Source organism: Ruegeria sp. HKCCD7296 (assembly GCF_013110775.1).
GTDB lineage: Bacteria > Pseudomonadota > Alphaproteobacteria > Rhodobacterales > Rhodobacteraceae > Ruegeria.
Genome location: NZ_WVRF01000001.1, coordinates 270,333 through 288,858, shown reverse-complemented (window position 1 = coordinate 288,858; position 18,526 = coordinate 270,333). Strand labels below are relative to the sequence as shown.

General features: G+C 57.4%; 19 protein-coding genes. 14 read left to right on the top strand and 5 right to left on the bottom strand.

The features are described 5' to 3' along the window. Positions 1 to 9: 9 nt before the first annotated feature. From GS632_RS01485 to smpB, 7 genes are all read left to right on the top strand, one after another. A complete protein-coding gene (locus GS632_RS01485) occupies positions 10 to 657 on the top strand; it encodes a queuosine precursor transporter (RefSeq protein ID WP_171721650.1) in 648 nt (215 codons plus the stop codon). 263 nt (positions 658 to 920) lie between these two features. Beyond that, positions 921 to 1,340 (top strand): alternative ribosome rescue aminoacyl-tRNA hydrolase ArfB, encoded by a 420-nt coding sequence (gene arfB / locus GS632_RS01480; protein ID WP_171721651.1) that lies wholly within the window; start codon positions 921 to 923, stop codon positions 1,338 to 1,340. Positions 1,341 to 1,397: 57 nt separating this feature from the next. Then, a complete protein-coding gene (locus GS632_RS01475) occupies positions 1,398 to 2,144 on the top strand; it encodes an SDR family oxidoreductase (protein ID WP_171721652.1) in 747 nt (248 codons plus the stop codon). Between the two features lie 81 nt (positions 2,145 to 2,225). Then, the gene (locus GS632_RS01470; RefSeq protein ID WP_171721653.1) at positions 2,226 to 3,242 is read left to right on the top strand and encodes a P1 family peptidase; all 1,017 of its coding nucleotides are present in this window, start codon (positions 2,226 to 2,228) and stop codon (positions 3,240 to 3,242) included. A gap of 113 nt (positions 3,243 to 3,355) precedes the next feature. Further along, positions 3,356 to 3,769, top strand: a complete 414-nt coding sequence (locus tag GS632_RS01465) for a cytochrome c family protein (protein WP_171093120.1) — start codon at positions 3,356 to 3,358, stop codon at positions 3,767 to 3,769. Between the two features lie 198 nt (positions 3,770 to 3,967). Next, positions 3,968 to 4,510 (top strand): isopentenyl-diphosphate Delta-isomerase, encoded by a 543-nt coding sequence (gene idi, locus GS632_RS01460; protein ID WP_171234754.1) that lies wholly within the window; start codon positions 3,968 to 3,970, stop codon positions 4,508 to 4,510. A 58-nt stretch (positions 4,511 to 4,568) separates the two neighbouring features. Continuing rightward, positions 4,569 to 5,045 carry an SsrA-binding protein SmpB gene (gene smpB / locus GS632_RS01455; protein ID WP_171178347.1) on the top strand — a complete coding sequence of 159 codons (477 nt, stop codon included), beginning with the start codon at positions 4,569 to 4,571 and terminating at the stop codon, positions 5,043 to 5,045. Here the strand turns inward: smpB and glpK are convergent. From glpK to panB, 3 genes are all read right to left on the bottom strand, one after another. Next, positions 5,042 to 6,520 carry a glycerol kinase GlpK gene (gene glpK / locus GS632_RS01450; protein ID WP_171721654.1) on the bottom strand — a complete coding sequence of 493 codons (1,479 nt, stop codon included), beginning with the start codon at positions 6,518 to 6,520 and terminating at the stop codon, positions 5,042 to 5,044. The two genes, smpB and glpK, sit on opposite strands and share 4 nt — an antisense overlap. 69 nt (positions 6,521 to 6,589) lie before the next feature. Further along, the gene (panC, locus tag GS632_RS01445) at positions 6,590 to 7,441 is read right to left on the bottom strand and encodes a pantoate--beta-alanine ligase (RefSeq protein ID WP_171721655.1); all 852 of its coding nucleotides are present in this window, start codon (positions 7,439 to 7,441) and stop codon (positions 6,590 to 6,592) included. After that, positions 7,438 to 8,277 (bottom strand): 3-methyl-2-oxobutanoate hydroxymethyltransferase, encoded by an 840-nt coding sequence (gene panB, locus GS632_RS01440; protein ID WP_171721656.1) that lies wholly within the window; start codon positions 8,275 to 8,277, stop codon positions 7,438 to 7,440. Before panB ends, panC begins: the two co-directional genes overlap by 4 nt. Positions 8,278 to 8,447: 170 nt before the next feature. Between panB and GS632_RS01435 the strand changes: the two genes are divergently transcribed. From GS632_RS01435 to GS632_RS01410, 6 genes are all read left to right on the top strand, one after another. Beyond that, complete coding sequence (locus GS632_RS01435) at positions 8,448 to 9,935, top strand: ABC transporter substrate-binding protein (protein WP_171721657.1); 1,488 nt, start codon at positions 8,448 to 8,450, stop codon at positions 9,933 to 9,935. Positions 9,936 to 9,997: 62 nt separating this feature from the next. Continuing rightward, on the top strand, positions 9,998 to 11,068 hold the full coding sequence (locus GS632_RS01430; RefSeq protein ID WP_171721658.1) for a hypothetical protein: 1,071 nt from the start codon (positions 9,998 to 10,000) through the stop codon (positions 11,066 to 11,068). Between the two features lie 40 nt (positions 11,069 to 11,108). Continuing rightward, the gene (locus GS632_RS01425) at positions 11,109 to 12,056 is read left to right on the top strand and encodes an ABC transporter permease (protein ID WP_171721659.1); all 948 of its coding nucleotides are present in this window, start codon (positions 11,109 to 11,111) and stop codon (positions 12,054 to 12,056) included. After that, positions 12,053 to 12,868: an ABC transporter permease gene (locus GS632_RS01420; RefSeq protein WP_171620243.1), complete on the top strand. Its 816-nt coding sequence runs from the start codon at positions 12,053 to 12,055 to the stop codon at positions 12,866 to 12,868. Before GS632_RS01425 ends, GS632_RS01420 begins: the two co-directional genes overlap by 4 nt. Then, positions 12,865 to 14,463 carry an ABC transporter ATP-binding protein gene (locus GS632_RS01415; RefSeq protein ID WP_171721660.1) on the top strand — a complete coding sequence of 533 codons (1,599 nt, stop codon included), beginning with the start codon at positions 12,865 to 12,867 and terminating at the stop codon, positions 14,461 to 14,463. Before GS632_RS01420 ends, GS632_RS01415 begins: the two co-directional genes overlap by 4 nt. A gap of 34 nt (positions 14,464 to 14,497) precedes the next feature. Continuing rightward, a complete protein-coding gene (locus GS632_RS01410) occupies positions 14,498 to 15,949 on the top strand; it encodes an aldehyde dehydrogenase family protein (protein ID WP_253284409.1) in 1,452 nt (483 codons plus the stop codon). Here GS632_RS01410 and pncB read toward each other — a convergent pair. Beyond that, positions 15,946 to 17,238, bottom strand: a complete 1,293-nt coding sequence (gene pncB / locus GS632_RS01405; protein WP_171178330.1) for a nicotinate phosphoribosyltransferase — start codon at positions 17,236 to 17,238, stop codon at positions 15,946 to 15,948. The genes GS632_RS01410 and pncB overlap by 4 nt on opposite strands. Positions 17,239 to 17,402: 164 nt before the next feature. Here pncB and GS632_RS01400 point away from each other — a divergent pair, with 164 nt between their 5' ends. After that, the gene (locus tag GS632_RS01400; protein WP_171721662.1) at positions 17,403 to 17,936 is read left to right on the top strand and encodes a hypothetical protein; all 534 of its coding nucleotides are present in this window, start codon (positions 17,403 to 17,405) and stop codon (positions 17,934 to 17,936) included. On the opposite strand, the gene pncA is transcribed toward GS632_RS01400, so the two are convergent. Further along, positions 17,933 to 18,526, bottom strand: a complete 594-nt coding sequence (pncA, locus tag GS632_RS01395; RefSeq protein ID WP_171178325.1) for a bifunctional nicotinamidase/pyrazinamidase — start codon at positions 18,524 to 18,526, stop codon at positions 17,933 to 17,935. The genes GS632_RS01400 and pncA overlap by 4 nt on opposite strands.

Here is an 18,526-nt window from a genome sequence, read left to right as displayed (position 1 = left end):
CATCAAAACATGCAACGCGCTTACATTCCCGGCATCATTGCCATGGCCACCATTGTTGTGGCCTCAAACATCCTGGTCCAGTTTCTGATCCTTGACGGTCTGTTGACCTGGGGTGCTTTCACCTATCCGCTGGCTTTTCTGGTCACGGACATCATGAACCGCGTCTATGGCGTCGGACCAGCCCGCAAAGTCGTGTTCGCCGGGTTTGTCACCGGCATCATTTGTTCGCTGATCGGCAGCCAGATCATGCTGCAAGGCGACGGGTTTGAATACGCCGCCGTTCCACTGCGGATCGCAGTCGCCTCGGGCACAGCCTTCCTGATCGCGCAACTGACCGACGTCACAGTGTTCAACGCCATGCGCGGTGGCCGCTGGTGGCGCGCGCCTTTGGTATCAACACTGGTGGGCTCGGCGCTCGATACCGCCATCTTCTTCACTATCGCATTCTCGGCCTCGGTCACCTTCTTCGGAGCCAACGCCGACGCCGCAATCAACTGGGCGTGGGAGCCTGTGCCGTTCATGTTGTCCGGCCCAATGGCCCCGTTATGGGTGACGTTGGCTTTTGCGGACTGGTTGGTGAAGCTGTCGCTGGCGCTGATTGCTTTGATCCCGTTCAAAGTCATTGTTGCCCGGCTGACCGCCGTACAGGCTGCGTAAAAAAGTGCTTTGAGAATGGCGCATCTTGTGTCAGGCTCAAAGTTAACCGCAACAGATAGAAAAGGAGGTGATCCAGTGTCAAGAAAGAGATTGGAGAGAGGTGTCGGAACAACCGGGGGGAAAGCCTGCTAGGGCAGCCCTTGGCGGAGCGCTCGCTCCGGCTGGTCGATTGATCTAACCGACCCGACCTCCTGAACTTTCGAAGGGCCGTCCCAAAGGGGCGGCCCTTTCTGTTTCCATCCGTGCCCTGTAAGGTCCGGCCCATGTTGCGCATCACCGACGATATCATCCTGCAAGACTGGGAAATGACCGAAAGCTTCGTACGCTCTTCCGGTCCCGGTGGGCAGAACGTCAACAAAGTCTCGACCGCAGTTGAACTGCGGTTCGAAGCCGCGCGCTCTCCCTCTTTGCCGGATCCGGTCAAGAGCAGGCTGAAACGGTTGGCCGGGCGGCGCTGGACCAAAGAGGGCGCAATCATTATCCAATGTGAAGAAACCCGTTCTCAGGCGCGTAACCGTGAAATTGCCCGCGCACGGCTGGCCGAACTGATCACCCGCGCGCTGGTTAAACCCAAACGGCGCATCGCAACCAAGCCGACCTATGGGTCGGTCAAGCGCAGGTTGGCGGCCAAGAAGGCGCGCGGCGACGTTAAAGCGCTGCGGGGCAAGGTCTCGGAAGAATGATCTGGCATCTTTTCGATGCGTTGTTACTCTGCCCTTGACAGGCAGGAGGATAACGCCATGAGGCTGGAGGGAAAAACCGCGATCGTAACCGGTGGTGCATCCGGGTTCGGCGCTGGGATCGTGCAAAAATTCCTCGAAGAAGGCGCGCGCGTCATGATTGCGGATATCAATGGCGAAGCGGCGCTGGATCTTGCAAACACACTCGGAGAACGGGCAATCGGACACCAGGTTGACGTTGCAGACGGCGCGTCGATTCAAGCCCTGGCAGATACCGCACAGCGTCAGTTCGAGAATCTGGACATTCTGGTGAACAATGCAGGTGTCACGCATTTGCCGACCCCGCTCGAAGATGTCGCCGAAGACGATTTCGACCGAGTGTTCAATGTAAACATGAAATCGGTCTATCTCACCGCCCGCGCGTTTGTCCCGGCGATGAAAGCGCGCGGGGCAGGTGCGATTCTGAACGTGGCCTCAACGGCTGGGTTATCCCCGCGTCCCAACCTGAACTGGTACAACGCCTCAAAAGGCTGGATGATCACGGCAACCAAGACCATGGCCGTGGAACTCGCCCCGACCGGTGTGCGTGTAAACGCGATCTGTCCTGTGGCCGGAGAAACACCGCTGTTGAAATCCTTCATGGGCGAAGACACGCCCGAGATGCGCGCCAAGTTCCTGTCGACCATTCCACTGGGCCGCTTTTCCACACCAGAAGACATGGCCAATGCCGCCTGTTTCCTCTGCTCGGACGAGGCCAGCATGATCACCGGCACAGCGCTTGAGGTTGACGGTGGCCGCTGTATCTGATCCGCTCTTCATCTGGCCAAAAATACCTCCGCCGGAGGCAGCGCGCTTGCGCGCTTTGCGGCCTCAACCTTAAGGCCAAGCATGACCCCCGGACCCAAAAACCTGATCACCGATATCCCCGGCCTGATGGTCGGCAACGCGCAGGACGACACGCTGAAATCCGGCGCGACAGTCTTGACGGCGCAGGCTCCGTTTGTGGCTTCGGTCCACGTGATGGGCGGCGCGCCCGGAACGCGCGAAACCGATCTTCTTGCATCAGACAAAGCTGTGACACATGTGGATGCGATTGTGCTGTCTGGCGGCTCTGCCTTTGGCCTGGACGCCTGCTCCGGCGTCTCGGACGGACTACGCAAAATGGGACGAGGGTTTCCAGTAGGTGACGTTAATGTTCCCATTGTTCCCGGGGCGATCTTGTTTGACCTGCTCAACGGTGGTGACAAAAACTGGGAGGACAACCCCTATCGTGCCCTGGGTCGCACAGCGTTCGAGGTGGCTTCGGACCGCTTCGATCTCGGTTCAGTAGGTGCGGGAACCGGAGCTTTGGCTGCGATGCAAAAGGGCGGGCTGGGCTCTGCTTCGTTAATTCTGGACAGTGGCATCACTGTTGGCGCGCTGGTTGCAGCCAATCCGTTGGGCAGTGTGACCACACCGGGTGATCAACATTTCTGGGCGGCACCTTTTGAAATCGGCAACGAATTTGGCGGTTTAGGGCCTGATACCAATGCCGCTCTTGGTACTCCGCAAGCAAGCCTCAAGGCGCAGGCGATGAAATCTGCAGACCCGGCTAAGACAAATACGACCATTGCCATCGTCGCAACCGATGCAGCCTTGACCAAGCCCCAATGTCAGAGGATGGCCTTTGCCGCCCATGACGGCATTGCGCGTGCGATTGTGCCCGCCCACACACCGGGCGACGGCGATCTGGTTTTTGCCGCCAGCACCGGTGTTCGACCCTTATCAACCGAAGCTGAACTGGGGCGCATCGGTCATGCAGGTTCGGTTTGTCTGGCGCGGGCTATTGCGCGGGCGGTGTACCTGGCGACTCCGGCAGCGGGCGACCTTTTGCCGTGCTGGTCCGAGGTACATGACATAAGTTAAGGACATCCCTTTTGTCGCAGTGGCACAGTAAGCCCGCGCGGCAATCTGCGCGTTGACTCTTTTTTGCGCCGAAGGTCCATTCGGTGCAGCCATTTTGTATCGGAGCACAAGCTATGAATCGCATCCTCGCTACCGCAATTGTCGGCCTTCTGGCACTGCCCGCCTATGCTGAAGGCGATGCCGAAGCCGGCAAGAAAGCCTTCAACAAATGCAAGTCCTGCCACCTGATCGCTGACCCGGAAGGTGAAGTGATTGTCAAAGGCGGTAAGACTGGGCCCAACCTGTATGGAATCGCGGGCCGCACGGCTGGGACATATGAAGGCTTCAAATACGGTGACAGCATCGTTGCCGCAGGGGAAAAAGGCCTGGTTTGGGACGAGACGACCTTTGTCGAATACTCGCAAGATCCCAAAGCATTCCTGAAATCTTATCTGGATGACACTGCTGCCAAGTCGAAAATGACCTTCAAGCTGAAAAAAGGTGCTGAAGACGTCTATGCCTATATCGTCAGCGTTTCAGGCGAATAAGCCTTAACGCACGGTGCTAAAGCACATGGACTAAAGGCCGCAGCCCCTGCGGCCTTTGGTGCGATTGATACCCAAGTGAATAGAAGCCACTTTGGTACTGACGGGAGATGTCAAATCGCGTCGTACAGCCAGCCTGTTCAGATGGCAGCTAAATTCAAACCAGCGCCGGGCAGACGGATTGGCAACGGGAGAGGACAGATGGGAATTATGATCCCGGCCTGGGTCGATGGCCAATTGACCCCTGTGGACAAGCTCGAAGCGCACGAAAAAGGGCTCAAGCACAAGGCTGTGTCCGTGTTTGTTGTTCGCGGAACGGAAATTCTGCTGCAACGTCGCGCAATGGGCAAATACCACACGCCCGGCCTTTGGGCGAACACCTGCTGCACGCATCCGGATTGGGATGAAAGCTCGTCAACCTGTGCCGTGCGACGTCTGCGCGAAGAACTTGGGATAACGGGTCTTTATCCAGAATACCGGCACCGTCTGGAGTACCATGCAGATGTGGGCAACAACATGGTCGAGAACGAAGTTGTCGACGTCTTTCTGGCCCATGTTCGCGGCCCACTGAAAATCGAGCCTAACCCGGACGAAGTCATGGACATTCGCTGGATCGATTATCACGATCTTCTGGCCGAAGTGGCCCGCCATCCGGATCGTTTCACGCCATGGCTCAAGATCTATCTGCACAAATATGCTGACACGATTTTTGGCCCTGATCTGATCATTTCTGCCAAATCGTGACGCAGTTGGGAAAACCCTGCCTTGCAAGGTCGGCGCAAGCCGCCTAAATCAACGCGTCATGGCCAAACAGAAGACAGACCCGAATTATAAGATAATCGCCGAAAACCGGCGCGCTCGCTTCGATTACGCGATCGAAGAGGATATCGAGTGCGGTATCGTCCTGGAAGGGTCCGAGGTCAAATCCCTGCGCGCAGGCGGGTCGAACATCGCCGAAAGCTACGCTTCGGTCGATGATGGAGAACTGTGGCTGATCAACAGCTACATCGCGCCCTACGAACAGGCCAAAGTGTTTAAGCACGAAGAACGCCGACGCCGCAAGCTGCTGGTGTCACGCAAGGAATTGTCGAACCTGTGGAATGCGACCCAGCGCAAAGGAATGACGCTGGTGCCGCTGGTTCTGTACTTCAACCACAAGGGCCGGGCCAAGCTGAAGATCGGGATCGCCAAGGGCAAGAAGATTCACGACAAGCGGGAAACTCAGGCCAAGCGGGATTGGTCACGTCAGAAACAGCGCTTGTTGAAAGACCACAGCTAGAACGCCATTGCGGCCTGTACGGCACGTTGCCAGCGGCCGTAAGTTGCGTCGCGTTCGTCTTGCGCTTGCGTCGGTTCAAAGCGACGGTCCAGCGCCCATGTTTCGGCAAAACCGGCCTGATCCGGAAAAATTCCGGCTTTCATCCCGGCCAGCCATGCAGCACCCAGCGCAGTTGTTTCCTGCATCACCGGACGGTCCACTGGTGCGCCCAGGCAGTTGGACAGACCTTGCATGGTCCAGTCAGAAGCGCTCATCCCGCCATCGACACGCAGAGTCACGTTGGTTTCGGCACCCCAGTCGCCTTGCATTGCATGCCACAAATCTCGTGTTTGAAAGGCAATGCTTTCCAGCGTGGCGCGGGCGATCTCGGCCCGACCCGAGTTGCGGGTCAGACCAAACATCGCACCACGGCAATCGGGTTTCCAATAGGGTGCACCCAGCCCAGTGAAGGCAGGCACCAGAATTACGTGTTGGTTCGGGTCCGCCCGCGTTGCCAGATCCCCGCTTTGAGGGGCCGACTCGATGATCTGTAGCGCGTCACGCAACCACTGCACCGCCGCCCCCGCGATAAAGATCGACCCTTCCAGCGCATAGGTGCGCTGACCGTCCAACTGATAGGCAATTGTCGTCAGCAGGCGATTTTTCGATTCAACTGGCTGTGCACCCGTGTTCAGAAGCGCAAAGCAGCCCGTGCCATAGGTCGATTTCATCATGCCGGGTTGGAAACATGCCTGCCCGATGGTGGCGGCTTGCTGGTCACCCGCAACGCCCAGAATGGGTATTTCGCCACCGAACTCCGCAGTGGAGCCAAAGTCCGAGGCGCAATCCCGCACTTCGGGCAAAAGGTTCAGCGGCACATCCAGCAGATCGCAGATCTCGGTACTCCATGTGCCTTTATGAATGTCAAACAACAGGGTGCGCGCGGCGTTGGTGGCGTCGGTGGCATGAACACGGCCCTGGGTCAGGCGCCAGATCAGGAAACTGTCGACCGTGCCGAACAGCAAATCCCCGGCTTCGGCCTTGTCGCGGGCGCCAGAGACGTTATCCAGCAACCATTTGACCTTCGTCCCCGAGAAATAGGGGTCCAGCAACAAGCCGGTTTGGGCCGTGACGTCATCCTCGCATCCGGCTTGTTTGTAGCGGGCGCAGATGTCGGCGGTGCGGCGGTCCTGCCAGACGATGGCGTTGTGGATCGCTTTGCCGGTGTGTTTGTCCCAGACGACGGTCGTCTCACGCTGGTTGGTGATCCCGATCCCGGCGATCTGTTTGGCGGAAATGCCGGTGGTCTCCATCACCTCGCGGCACACATGCAAAACGCTGGACCAGATATCCTCGGGGTCATGTTCAACCCAACCTTCCTGTGGGAAGTGTTGGGGAAACTCTTGTTGTGCGGTGCCTACCGGCTGCATTTGTGCGTCAAAAAGAATGGCGCGCGAGGATGTCGTGCCCTGATCGATTGCCAGAATATAGGTCATGTCCGCTCTCCCCCGGTCTCGTTTCGCGGGACTTTAGCGCAAACAACGGCGTAGGGGCCAGAGCAGAAATCAGGCTGAATCGACCGGGATATTGTCAATCAGACGGACGCCATCCGCCCATGCAGTGACGAACAGGCGGGCTGGCCTGTTGGCATTGGGCAGGCTTTCCAGCGTCTCGGCGCAGCGGAGATCAATGTATTCAACCTCGGAAAATCCGGCGGCCAGCAAGCGCGCTTTGGCATCTTGCGCCAAGGTTGCGAAATCACCGCCCTCCGCCAGGTTTTGGGCGACTTGTCGCATGACCTTGTGCATATGTTCCGCGATCTTCAACCCGTCAGATGAGAGCAGAAGGTTACGGGAAGACATTGCCAACCCTGAGGGTTCGCGCACGGTCGGGCAGCCAAAAACCTCAACGGGGATGTCCAAATCGCGCGCCATGCGGCGGACAACTAAAAGCTGCTGGTAGTCTTTTTCCCCGAAATAGGCTCGATCCGCTTGGGTTTGCAGAAACAGCTTGGCAACAACCGTGGCCACGCCCTCAAAGTGCCCCGGTCGGAAGGGGCCTTCCATCATGTCGGTCAGGCCAGAGACAGAAACCGTGGTGGAAAAGCCTTCAGGATAGACTTCCTGCGGGTCCGGCACATAGATCGCGTCCACCTCGTAGGGAGCCAGTTTTTTGGCGTCTTCATGTTCAGTGCGGGGGTAATTTGCCAGATCCTCGGGTTTGTTGAACTGCTTGGGGTTCACAAAGATCGTCACGATGACCCGGTCGCAGCCTTCTTTCGCGGCCTGTGCCAGCGATAAATGCCCCTCGTGCAGCGCACCCATGGTGGGAACCACGCCGATCATTTCGTCATCGCGGTGCCATTCGGTGGTTTTGGTGCGCAGTTCGGCCAGAGACCGCAAAATCGGTGCTGTCATGCCTTAGGTCCTTTGGTCGGAGCCTGGTCGGAAAAGACATGTTCGTCTGCCGGGAAGGTCCTTGCACGCACGTCGGCGGCGTATTCTGCTATGGCAGCTTCGGCCAGTGGGCCGAGCTCGGCATAGCGTTTGACGAACTTGGGTTTGAAGGCGGTGAAAAAGCCAACCATGTCGTCCACGACCAGAATTTGCCCGTCACATCCAGCCGAGGCACCGATGCCGATGGTCGGAATCGCAACCTCTTCGGTGATTTGGTCGGCCAACTTTTGTGGAACTTTCTCTAGAACGACTGAAAACGCACCAGCCGAGGCCACGGCATGGGCATCGGCCATGACTGCTTCTGCCTGTCCGTCACGGCCCTGTACCTTGTAGCCACCCAGCGTGTTGATCGATTGCGGGGTCAGACCGATATGGGCCATCACCGGAATACCACGCTTGACCAGAAATCGGATGGTTTCTGCCATTTCAACACCACCTTCCAGCTTCACGGCCCCAGCACCTGTTTCTGCCATAAGGCGCGCGGCATTGCGGAAGGCATCGGCTGGAGAATGCTCATAGCTGCCAAAGGGCATGTCTATGACCATCATGGCCTTGTCCAGACCGCGCGCGACGGCCTGCCCATGCAGGATCATCATCTCCATCGTGACGCCAAGGGTAGAGTCCAGGCCGTGCAGCACCATGCCAACGCTGTCACCCACCAGAACAAAGTCGCAATGCGCATCCATCAGACGTGCCATGGGCGTGGTATAGGCGGTCAGCGAGACCAGAGGCGCGCCACCTTTTCGGGCGCGAATATCCTCGGCATTCGGGGCTTTCTTGCGGGCGGTGGCGCTCATGTGTCGCTCCTGCAGGTATTATGTTGCAGTGCGGCATAGCAGACCGGATAGGTCCAAAGAAACCCCGGTTGCGCGAACATTCCCTTGATTGACCTCAGGTTTACAGGAAAACTGTTGATAAAACGGCCCTGAAATCAAGGGCACAACCAGTTTCAGTAGGGAGAGTTCACATGACAAAATTCATGTTCAGGACGTTTGCGTCGACCCTGGCGGTGGGCGTTGGTCTGCTTGCCACGCAGGCTTTTGCCAAATCGGACATCACCATCGCGATGCAGCTTGAACCCCCGCATCTGGACCCCACCAGCGCGGCGGCGCAGGCCATTGACTCGGTGGTCTATACAAACATTTTCGAAGGACTGACCCGGTTCATGGGCGATGGCTCGGTCGTGCCCGGCCTAGCTGAAAGCTGGGAGATTTCTGACGATGGTATGGTTTATACCTTCAGACTGCGCGATGGTGTGACCTTCCATGACGGCACAACTATGGACGCCGAGGACGTCAAGTTCACCCTTGATCGCGCCACCGCCGAAGACAGCGCGAACGCCCAGAAGGCGCTGTTTGCGGGGATTGAAAGCGTTGAAGTTGTCGATCCGCTGACCGTTAAAGTCACTCTTTCGGAACCGAACGGCAATTTCCTGTTCAACTTGGCTTGGGGGGATGCGGTCATTGTCGCGCCCGACAGCATCGAAAACATCAAGACCAACCCAGTTGGCACCGGGGCCTACACCTTTGGCAACTGGGTTCAGGGCGACAGCATCACGCTGAACCGCAACCCCGACTATTGGGGCGATCAGCCCGCGTTAGAGACTGCTACATTCAAGTTTATCTCGGATCCAACCGCCGCTTTTGCGGCCATGATGGCCGAGGATGTGGACGTATTTGACAACTTCCCTGCGCCGGAAAACCTGCCGCAATTCGACGCCGATCCGCGCTTTCAGGTTCTGGTTGGTACAACCGAGGGTGAGACGATCCTGTCCACCAACAACAAACAGCCGCCGTTTGACGACATTCTTGTCCGGCAGGCCATGGCTCATGCCATCGACCGGCAGGCGATTATCGATGGTGCGATGTTCGGCTATGGCACGCCGATTGGAACCCATTTTGCACCGCATCATCCGGCCTATGTCGATTTGACTGGTGAGTCTGCCTATGACCCGGAACAGGCAAAGGCGCTGCTTGCCGAGGCCGGTTTTGAGAATGGGTTCGAAACTACGCTTCACCTGCCGCCGCCGTCTTATGCACGCCGGGGCGGTGAGATCGTTGCCGCGCAACTGGCCGAGGTCGGCATTACGGCCGAGATCATCAATGTCGAATGGGCGCAATGGCTGGAATCGGTGTTCCGGGGCAAGGATTTTGGCCTGACGATTGTCAGCCACACCGAACCCATGGATATCGGAATTTATGCGCGGCCAGATTATTACTTTCAGTATGAAAGCACTGATTTTCAGGCGCTGATGGATACTTTGAACGCCACCACTGATCCCGATGAACGCACACGACTGCTGGGTGAGGCCCAGCGTCTGATCTCCACCGATTATGTAAACGGCTATCTGTTCCAATTGGCCAAGCTGGGCGTCGCAAAGGCCGGTGTGCAAGGATTGTGGGCAAACGCACCCACTGCGGCGATCGACCTGACACAGATCAGTTGGTCTGAATGATACCTATGCCGGGGCTGTCTAGCGCGGCCCCGGTGTTACGCTCTTTTCGGGTGTCTCTTGTTATGTTCGTGTTTCGTAGTTTTTACCTTCTGTTGCTAGCCATTGGCCTTGTGTCGAATGCGCCGAACATCGCTGCGGCGCAAAACGCGTTGGGTGGGCGGTTGGATGCCTTGACTGGCACACCGGAGAACCCGCTTGAGGTGGGCATAGGCATCCGCATCGACCAGATCACCAGCGTCGACCAAAAGGCGGAAAACTATGGCGCTGTCGTGGTTTTACGGGTCGAATGGACGGATCCCGCGATGGTTTTTGATCAAGCCGAGATCGGGCGCGAGATCCGAGTATTCAGCCCGCCGGATCTGGCGGATCATGCCGCCGACATCGGTACCGTTTTGCCCGCCTTCGTCATCCACAACCAGCAGTCCAACAAGTGGATACACGAATCTGCGGCATCCCTGCGGTATGACGGGCATGTGGTTTATGTCGAGAAATCCTCGCTGACATTACAGGCACCGCATTTTGATTTCCGTAAATACCCGTTCGATACGCAGGAGTTTCACTTCGAAGTCGTATCAATCTTTCCCTCTGACTACGTGAAATACCGCCCGCTCGAGGACTATTCGGGACTTGGCGATCTGTTGGGCGAAGAAGAGTGGATTTTGGACAATGCACGTCTGAAAGCAACCAAGGTCACAGGTTTGTCCGGCAGAGAAAGCGATCAGGTCGCGCTTGTCTTCGAAGGCAACCGGCACCTGACCTACTACGTCATTCGGGTATTCTTGCCGATGCTGGTTCTGATTTCGGTCGGCTGGGCGCTGTTCTTCCTTGATGAATACCGCCGCAGGATCGAGATTGCGGGCGGCAATCTGCTGGTCTTTGTTGCATTCAACTGGGCGATCTCGGCAGATTTGCCAAAGCTTGGATATCTAACCTTTCTGGATTTTGTTCTGCAATGCATGTTCCTGATGACCGGGGCCTTGATTGTGTTCAATGTGGCGTTGCGGAAACTCAAAGTGTCCGGGAAAGAAGGCGCGGCGCGGACGCTGGACAATTACGCGATCAAGTGGATCTATCCTTTGGGCTATGCCGCAATCGTGGCCTACGCGGTTTTCGCCTACCTTCTGGTGCCTTAGATGCTGGACCCGTGCCTGATGTGACCCTAACGTGGTGCCAATGCTCCGCTATGCCCTTAAACGCCTGATTTCGCTGTTGATCAGCCTGGCTGTCGCCTCGGTCGTCATCTTTGCGGTGATCGAGGTCGCGCCGGGCGATCCGGCCTCGTTCATGCTGGGCGTGAACGCGCAAGAGGATACACTTGCCGCGTTGCGGGCTGAACTGGGCCTGGACGGGTCAAAAGTGCACCGGTATCTCAACTGGGTCGGCGGAATGCTGGTGGGGGATTTTGGCACGTCCTACACGTACCGCACGCCGGTGTCCCAGATGATCGCAGACCGGCTATGGGTATCGCTGCCGCTGGCACTTTACGCGCTGACACTGTCAACTTTGATCGCGTTTCCCGCCGGAATCTACGCCGCCGCCCGCCGGGGCAAGCCGGGGGATCTGGCGGTAATGGGCGCCACTCAGTTGGGCATTGCCGTGCCCAATTTCTGGTTTGCGATGATGCTTGTGCTGATCTTCGCCATCAACCTGCGCTGGTTCAACGCGGGCGGGTTTGTCGGTTGGGGCAGCGGGCTATGGGCCGGATTGCATTCGCTGACCCTGCCCGCAATCGCACTGGCCTTGCCACAGGCGGCTATCCTCGCTCGCGTTATGCGGTCAGCCTTGCTGGATATTTTGGGTGAGGACTTTATGCGCACTGCCCGGGCCAAGGGATTGTCCCGCCGTCAGGCGCTTTGGCGGCACGGCGTGCGAAATGCGCTGATCCCGGTGCTGACCATCATCGGCCTGCAGTTCTCCTTTCTGCTGGCCGGGTCGATCATCATCGAACAGGTATTCTACCTGCCTGGCCTTGGTCGTTTGGTGTTTCAGGCCATCTCGGCCCGTGATCTCATCGTGGTTGAATCGGTGGTCATGTTGCTGGTCTTTGCCGTGATCACAGTGAATTTTCTGGTCGATCTGGCTTATGCCGCCGTCGATCCGAGGCTGAGGAGCAGGACATGAGCCGCAACCTGTTTCTGGGCACTTTTTTGTCTTCACTGGTGGTTTTAGCCGCGCTGATTTCGTTTGTCTGGACCCCCTATGATTATTCAGCACTGAGCATTCCAGAGAAGCTACAGCCCCCAAATGTGGAGCACTGGTTCGGTACGGATCACTTCGGGCGCGACATGTTTTCGATGATCATGGTCGGTGCGCGCACGTCCATTGCGGTGGCTTTGGTGGCTGTGGGGATCGGTATGGCGCTGGGCGTCCCCCTTGGCCTGACAGCCGCAGCCCGCAAAGGATCATGGTTGGATGAGGTCATCATGCGTGGTAACGATCTGGTTTTTGCCTTCCCCTCACTGGTCATCGCGATCCTCATCACCGCCGTGTTTGGTGCCGGAGCGATCAACGCCATCATTGCCATCGGCATTTTCAACATTCCCGTTTTTGCCCGTATCACCCGAGGTGCGGCCCTATCGCTGTGGGAGCGAGAGTTCATCCTTGCCGCTCGCGTTTCGGGAAAAGGGGCGGCGCGGATATCGGTCGAGCATATCCTGCCCAATGTCGCCAACTTGTTGATCGTGCAGGGCACCATCCAATTCAGCCTAGGTATTTTGGCTGAGGCCGGTCTTTCCTACGTCGGACTGGGGGCGCAGCCGCCCACGCCAAGTTGGGGCAGAATGCTGGCGGATGCGCAGACAATGGTCAGTTTTGCCCCGCATTTGGCTCTGATTCCAGGCGTGGCGATCATCGTCACCGTCTTGGGCCTGAACCTGTTGGGCGACGGGTTGCGGGATTGGCTGGATCCACGGATCAGGGTGGCGCGGGCATGAGTTTGTTGCGCATCGAAGACCTGTCACTGTCGATCCATGGGACATCGATCCTGAAACAGGTCGACCTGTCCATCGATTACGGTCAGATCGTCGCCGTCACGGGTGAGAGCGGTTCGGGTAAATCCATGACGGCCTTGGCAGTGATGCAATTGCTTCCGAACGGTGCAGAGGTAGACGGCACGGTCCAACTGGAGGCCGAAGATCTGCTGACCCGGTCCGAGGCCCAGATGTGCGCTTTGCGCGGCGCATCCATCGGGATGGTGTTTCAAGAGCCGATGACAGCGCTCAACCCCGTTAAAACCATTGGCGATCAGGTGATGGAAACGATCCTGATCCATAAGGCGATGCCGCCTTCCCAGGCTCGGGCGCGCGCTCATGAGGTTCTGACCCGCGTCGGTTTGCCTGCCGATCGATTCCCTTTGTCCCGCTATCCACATGAGCTGTCTGGTGGGCAACGACAGCGTGTAGTGATCGCCATGGCCATCGCCCTGCGCCCCAAGCTGTTGATCGCGGACGAGCCGACAACGGCGCTGGATGTCACCACGCAGGCGCAGATCCTCGATTTGCTCAAGGGGCTGGTGCGCGAATATGACATGGGTCTGTTGATAATCACCCATGATTTGGCTTTGGTTGCAGACATGGCTGACCAAATTACCGTCATGCGTCACGGGGAAGTGGTCGAAAGCGGCGCGACAAGTTACTTGCTACACAACATGCAGCATCCCTACACCCGTATGCTATTTGAGGCCTCCAGCCATCAGGTCACGCTGCCGGAACCGCCGCAGCCGCAGCCGTTACTGGAGGTGAGCCAGGTCGTGCGTGAGTATCGCCTGCCTCGGAAGGGCTTGTTTGACAGGCCGCGTCATCATCAGGCTGTGGATGGTGTAAGCTTTACCCTCAACCGAGGAGAACGTTTGGGGCTTGTGGGCGAGTCTGGCTGCGGAAAATCGACCCTAACGCGGGCAATTTTGGGGTTGGAAGAGGTGCAATCGGGCCAGGTTCGACTGGACGGACAACCTGTGTTCACAGGTCACAAACCCAACCTTGCGGTGCGCCGGAAGATGCAGGTGGTTTTCCAAGACCCCTTTGGCAGTTTCAACCCGCGCCACCGCGTGGCGCGTCTGATCACCGAACCCTTCCATCTGCTAGATACTCCGCCGACCGGATCGGACCGTCAGGATCGGATCGCTGAGATGCTGACAGCGGTCGGCCTCAGCCCGGATGACTCTGGTAAGTACATTCACGAATTCTCGGGCGGGCAGCGTCAGCGGATTGCCATCGCGCGGGCGCTGATCATCCGACCTGAATTGATCCTGTTTGACGAAGCTGTCTCGGCGTTGGACGTGTCGGTCCGAGCGCAAATCCTTGATCTGTTGGCCGAGCTTTGCGAAGCGTATGACCTGACTTATCTGTTCATCAGTCATGACCTGAGCGTTGTGCGCACCGTCACCGACCGAGTGTTGGTAATGCGGTCCGGTCAGATCGTTGAACAGGGCGAGACCGATAAGGTCTTTGAGGCACCACAACACCCCTACACACAAACTCTGATTGCAGCCGCACCCCGATTGCCAGAGATTGAGATGATATCGGCCTAATAACTGCTGATTAGAGCCTGAAATGGAGGCGAAATTGATCCAGAAGATATGGTTCGACCCCACGCTTTGTCTGATCGAGGGACGATGGAAACCTGCAGCCTCGGGTGGCACCCTGCCGCTCATCAACCCCTCGGACGGGACCGAAATCTGCCGGATCGCACGTGGTTCCGAACCAGATATCGACGCCGCAGTTCAAGCGGCTCAAACCGCCTTGCAGTGGGATTGGGGGCGTAAAACAGCGCTGGAGCGGGGGCGCATTCTAACGAGGCTGGGTCAGCTGGTGCTGGAGCGGGTCGACGATCTGGCGCAGCTTGAAGCTATGGATGTGGGTAAACCGCTGACGCAGGCGCGGGCTGACGCTGTCGCGCTGGCCAGATATTGCGAGTTCTATGGGGGTGCTGCGGACAAGGTGATGGGAGAGACCATCCCCTATCTTGATGGCTACACCGTTTATACACTGCGAGAACCGCATGGGGTGACGGGCCATATCGTGCCGTGGAACTACCCGATGCAGATCATTGGGCGTTCGGTTGGGGCGGCGCTAGCTATGGGCAATGCTTGCGTTCTGAAACCTGCAGAGGAAGCTTGTTTAACGGCACTGGCTTTTGCTCATCTGGCGCAACAGGCCGGTTTGCCAGCCGGCGCGTTAAACGTCGTGCCCGGTCTTGGATCCGAGGCAGGCGCGGCGCTGTCAGCACATCCGGGGGTGAACCATATTTCGTTCACCGGTTCGGTGGCCACTGGAGCCCTGGTGCAACAGGCAGCTGGCCGCAATGTGGTGCCTGTAACGCTGGAATTGGGCGGGAAATCCCCGCAACTGGTCTTTGACGATGCGGATCTGGATGCGGCGCTGCCGTTTTTGGTGAACGCGGGTATACAGAATGCAGGGCAAACCTGTTCGGCCTCGTCGCGCATTCTGGTGCAACGTGGGGTGTATGATCAGGTCAAGTCCCGCATGTCTGAGGCGTATGAACAACTGACCGTCGGGCCCGCAATTCAGGATATGCGTGTCGGGCCGTTGATCTCGGACCGGCAGAAACAGATCGTTAGCGGTTTTCTGGATAAAGGCGCGGATCTGACCATTGCCGCGCAGGGTCGTATCGTCCGTGAGGCACCTGAAACAGGTGCTTATGTCCGGCCCACCTTGTTTGCAGATGTATCGCCCGATCACGTGCTGGCCCGGGATGAGATTTTTGGCCCGGTTCAGGTTCTGATCCCGTTTGACACCGAAGAACAGGCTCTGACAATCGCAAACAATACGGAATACGGCCTTGTCGCCAGCATCTGGACGCGCGACGGGGCACGCCAGATGCGGTTGGCGAAGGCGCTGCATTCAGGGCAGGTTTTTATCAACAACTACGGCGCTGGGGGCGGAGTTGAGTTGCCCTTTGGCGGTGTTGGGAAATCCGGCCACGGTCGTGAGAAGGGGTTCGAGGCCCTTTATGGGTTTTCACAGCTGAAGACGGTCGCAGCCTATCATGGCTAGACCACGACTTCGATCGCTTGTTGCGCACCCACTCCGAAAACGCGTTTGTAGCGCTCGATCTGATCTTTCGGTCCCATCGCCTTTTCCGGGTTGTCTGACAGTTTTACCGTCGGGCGCCCGTTGGCGGATACCGCTTTGCAGACCAATGAGAACGGTGCCAGCGCGTCATTGGGAACAAGTCCGCGAAAATCGTTGGTCAGCAAAGTGCCCCAGCCAAAGGAAATATTGGCGCGGCCAGCGAATTGTGCGTGCAACTCCTGAATTTTTTCGACGTCCAGACCATCCGAGAAAATAATACGCTTTTGCGTCGGATCTTCACCGCGTGACTTCCACCACGCGATGGCGACTTCTGCCCCTGCCGCTGGATCCCCGCTGTCAATACGAATACCGGTCCACCCGGCCAGCCAATCGGGTGCATTGTCCAAAAAGCCTTTGGTGCCGTAAGTGTCGGGCAGAATGATGCGCAGGTTGCCGTCATGTTCGTCGTGCCAGTCGCTAAGGACGTCGTACGGCGCTTGGGCCAGTTCGGCGTCGGTGTCTGCCAACGCTGAATACACCATCGGCAATTCATGTGCGTTGGTACCGATGGCCTCAACCTCGCGCCGCATGGCGATCAGACAGTTCGATGTGCCGGTAAAAGACGCGCCCAAGCCTTCGATCATCGCTTGCACGCACCAATCCTGCCATAGAAAGGAATGGCGCCGTCGCGTTCCAAAATCTGCGATGGTTAAACCTTCGACCGAACTCAGCCGTTCGATCTTTTCCCACACGCGCGTCATCGCGCGGGCATAGAGCACCTGCAATGCGAACCGCCGCATATCGTTGAGAACGGCGCGCGATCGCAGCTCCATCAACACCGCCAGCGCAGGGATTTCCCACAGCATGACCTCGTGCCATTTGCCTTCGAAGGTTAGTTCATACTGATCGCCTTTGCGCTCCAGATGATAGGGAGGAAGGCGCATGTTCTCGAACCATTCCATGAAATCGGAACGAAACATTTGACGTTTGCCATAGAACATATTGCCCCGTAGCCAGGTGCTTTCGCCCCGGCTCAGGCTGAGTGATCGGATGTGATCCAGCTGTTCCCGCAACTCTCCTTCGTCGATCAATTTCGCCAAAGGTACGTGATTCGACCGGTTAATCAGCGAAAACACGACGTTTGTTTGGGGCTTGTTGCGAAACACTGACTGGCACATCAGCAGTTTGTAGAAATCTGTATCGATCAAAGATCGTACAATTGGGTCAATCTGCCATTTGTGATTGTATACTCGGGTCGCGATGTCGACCATGGGGAACTCCTGCGATTTCCGTAGTTAGATCAATCGACAACGGGAATGGCAAGAGTCGCTGATTTGGTGACAATGCCAGTTTGACGTCACAATGCCGGCATATTGTGCATTGTTTTAACCGGTTAGTGAGAAGAGGGGATGGAAATACGGAACTGAGTTTGTGAATGAGTCTCGAGTACGATTTTGATATTGTTAACGTAGCACCGGATGATTTTGACCCCGAAATGCCGGGGGCTCAGAAGGGTGGGGTACGTCAAGTGCATGCGGTTTTCCGCGACATCAGAACTGCGGACGCTTTGCGGGGTACGTCTCCGAAAATCCGCAAGATGTTTCTGGATGCTGGTTTCAGCCTCGAGTCGCGCAACAGCGGCATCGTGCCTGGTGTTTTCCCGGCAGAAGATCAAACGGATCGGGTGCGGGTTCTCAGGTCGCTTTTTGCCAACATTAAGACCGGTGGGCTCCGTGGGGAATATTGCGGCGAGTTCGACCTGATGGATTTCCTGAACTACGTGCGCACGGCGCAACCCATGGCTGGGATTGTTCGCGCGCGTCAGCCACGCACACCGCCGCCACAGAAACTCGCAGAGTCCAGCCCGAAGCGCCGGACTGTGCCCAGTCGCATCGGCTTGGCTTTGGGTTTGGCGGTTGTTTTGTTTGTGCTTATCAAGCTGCTGGCCGCAGCCGGGGGGGCGCCTTAGCCCAAGGTAACTCCTGCGTCGCGCATGGCGCGTTCCGCTGCCGCAAGTGAGCCATCCATATCAATTGCACGGCACGCATCCATTTGAACAGTGACATCGAACCCTAATTGTGCGGCATCCACGGCCGAATAGTGGACGCAGAAATCGGTTGCCAAACCAACCAGGGTCAAGCGGTTGACACCCCGGGTTTCCAAATACCCTTTTAAGCCCGTGGGTGTCTTGTGGTCGTTTTCAAAAAATGCCGAATAACTGTCTATAGCGCGCCGAAACCCTTTCCGCAGGATCAGATCGCCATCGACACGGAGATCAGGGTGAAATGCGGCCCCTTGCGATCCTTGAACGCAGTGATCGGGCCAAAGCACCTGAGGACCATAGGGCATGTCGATCAGATCGAACGGGTTTTTAGTATCATGTGAGCTGGCGAAAGAAGAATGCCCCGCCGGATGCCAATCTTGCGTCAGGATCACGGCGTCGAAATCGTCCATCATTGCATTGATCGGGGCGACGATTTCGTCCCCTCCGGCCACTGCCAGCGCTCCGCCGGGGCAGAAATCGTTCTGAACATCGATGACGAGCAGTGCATGGGTCAT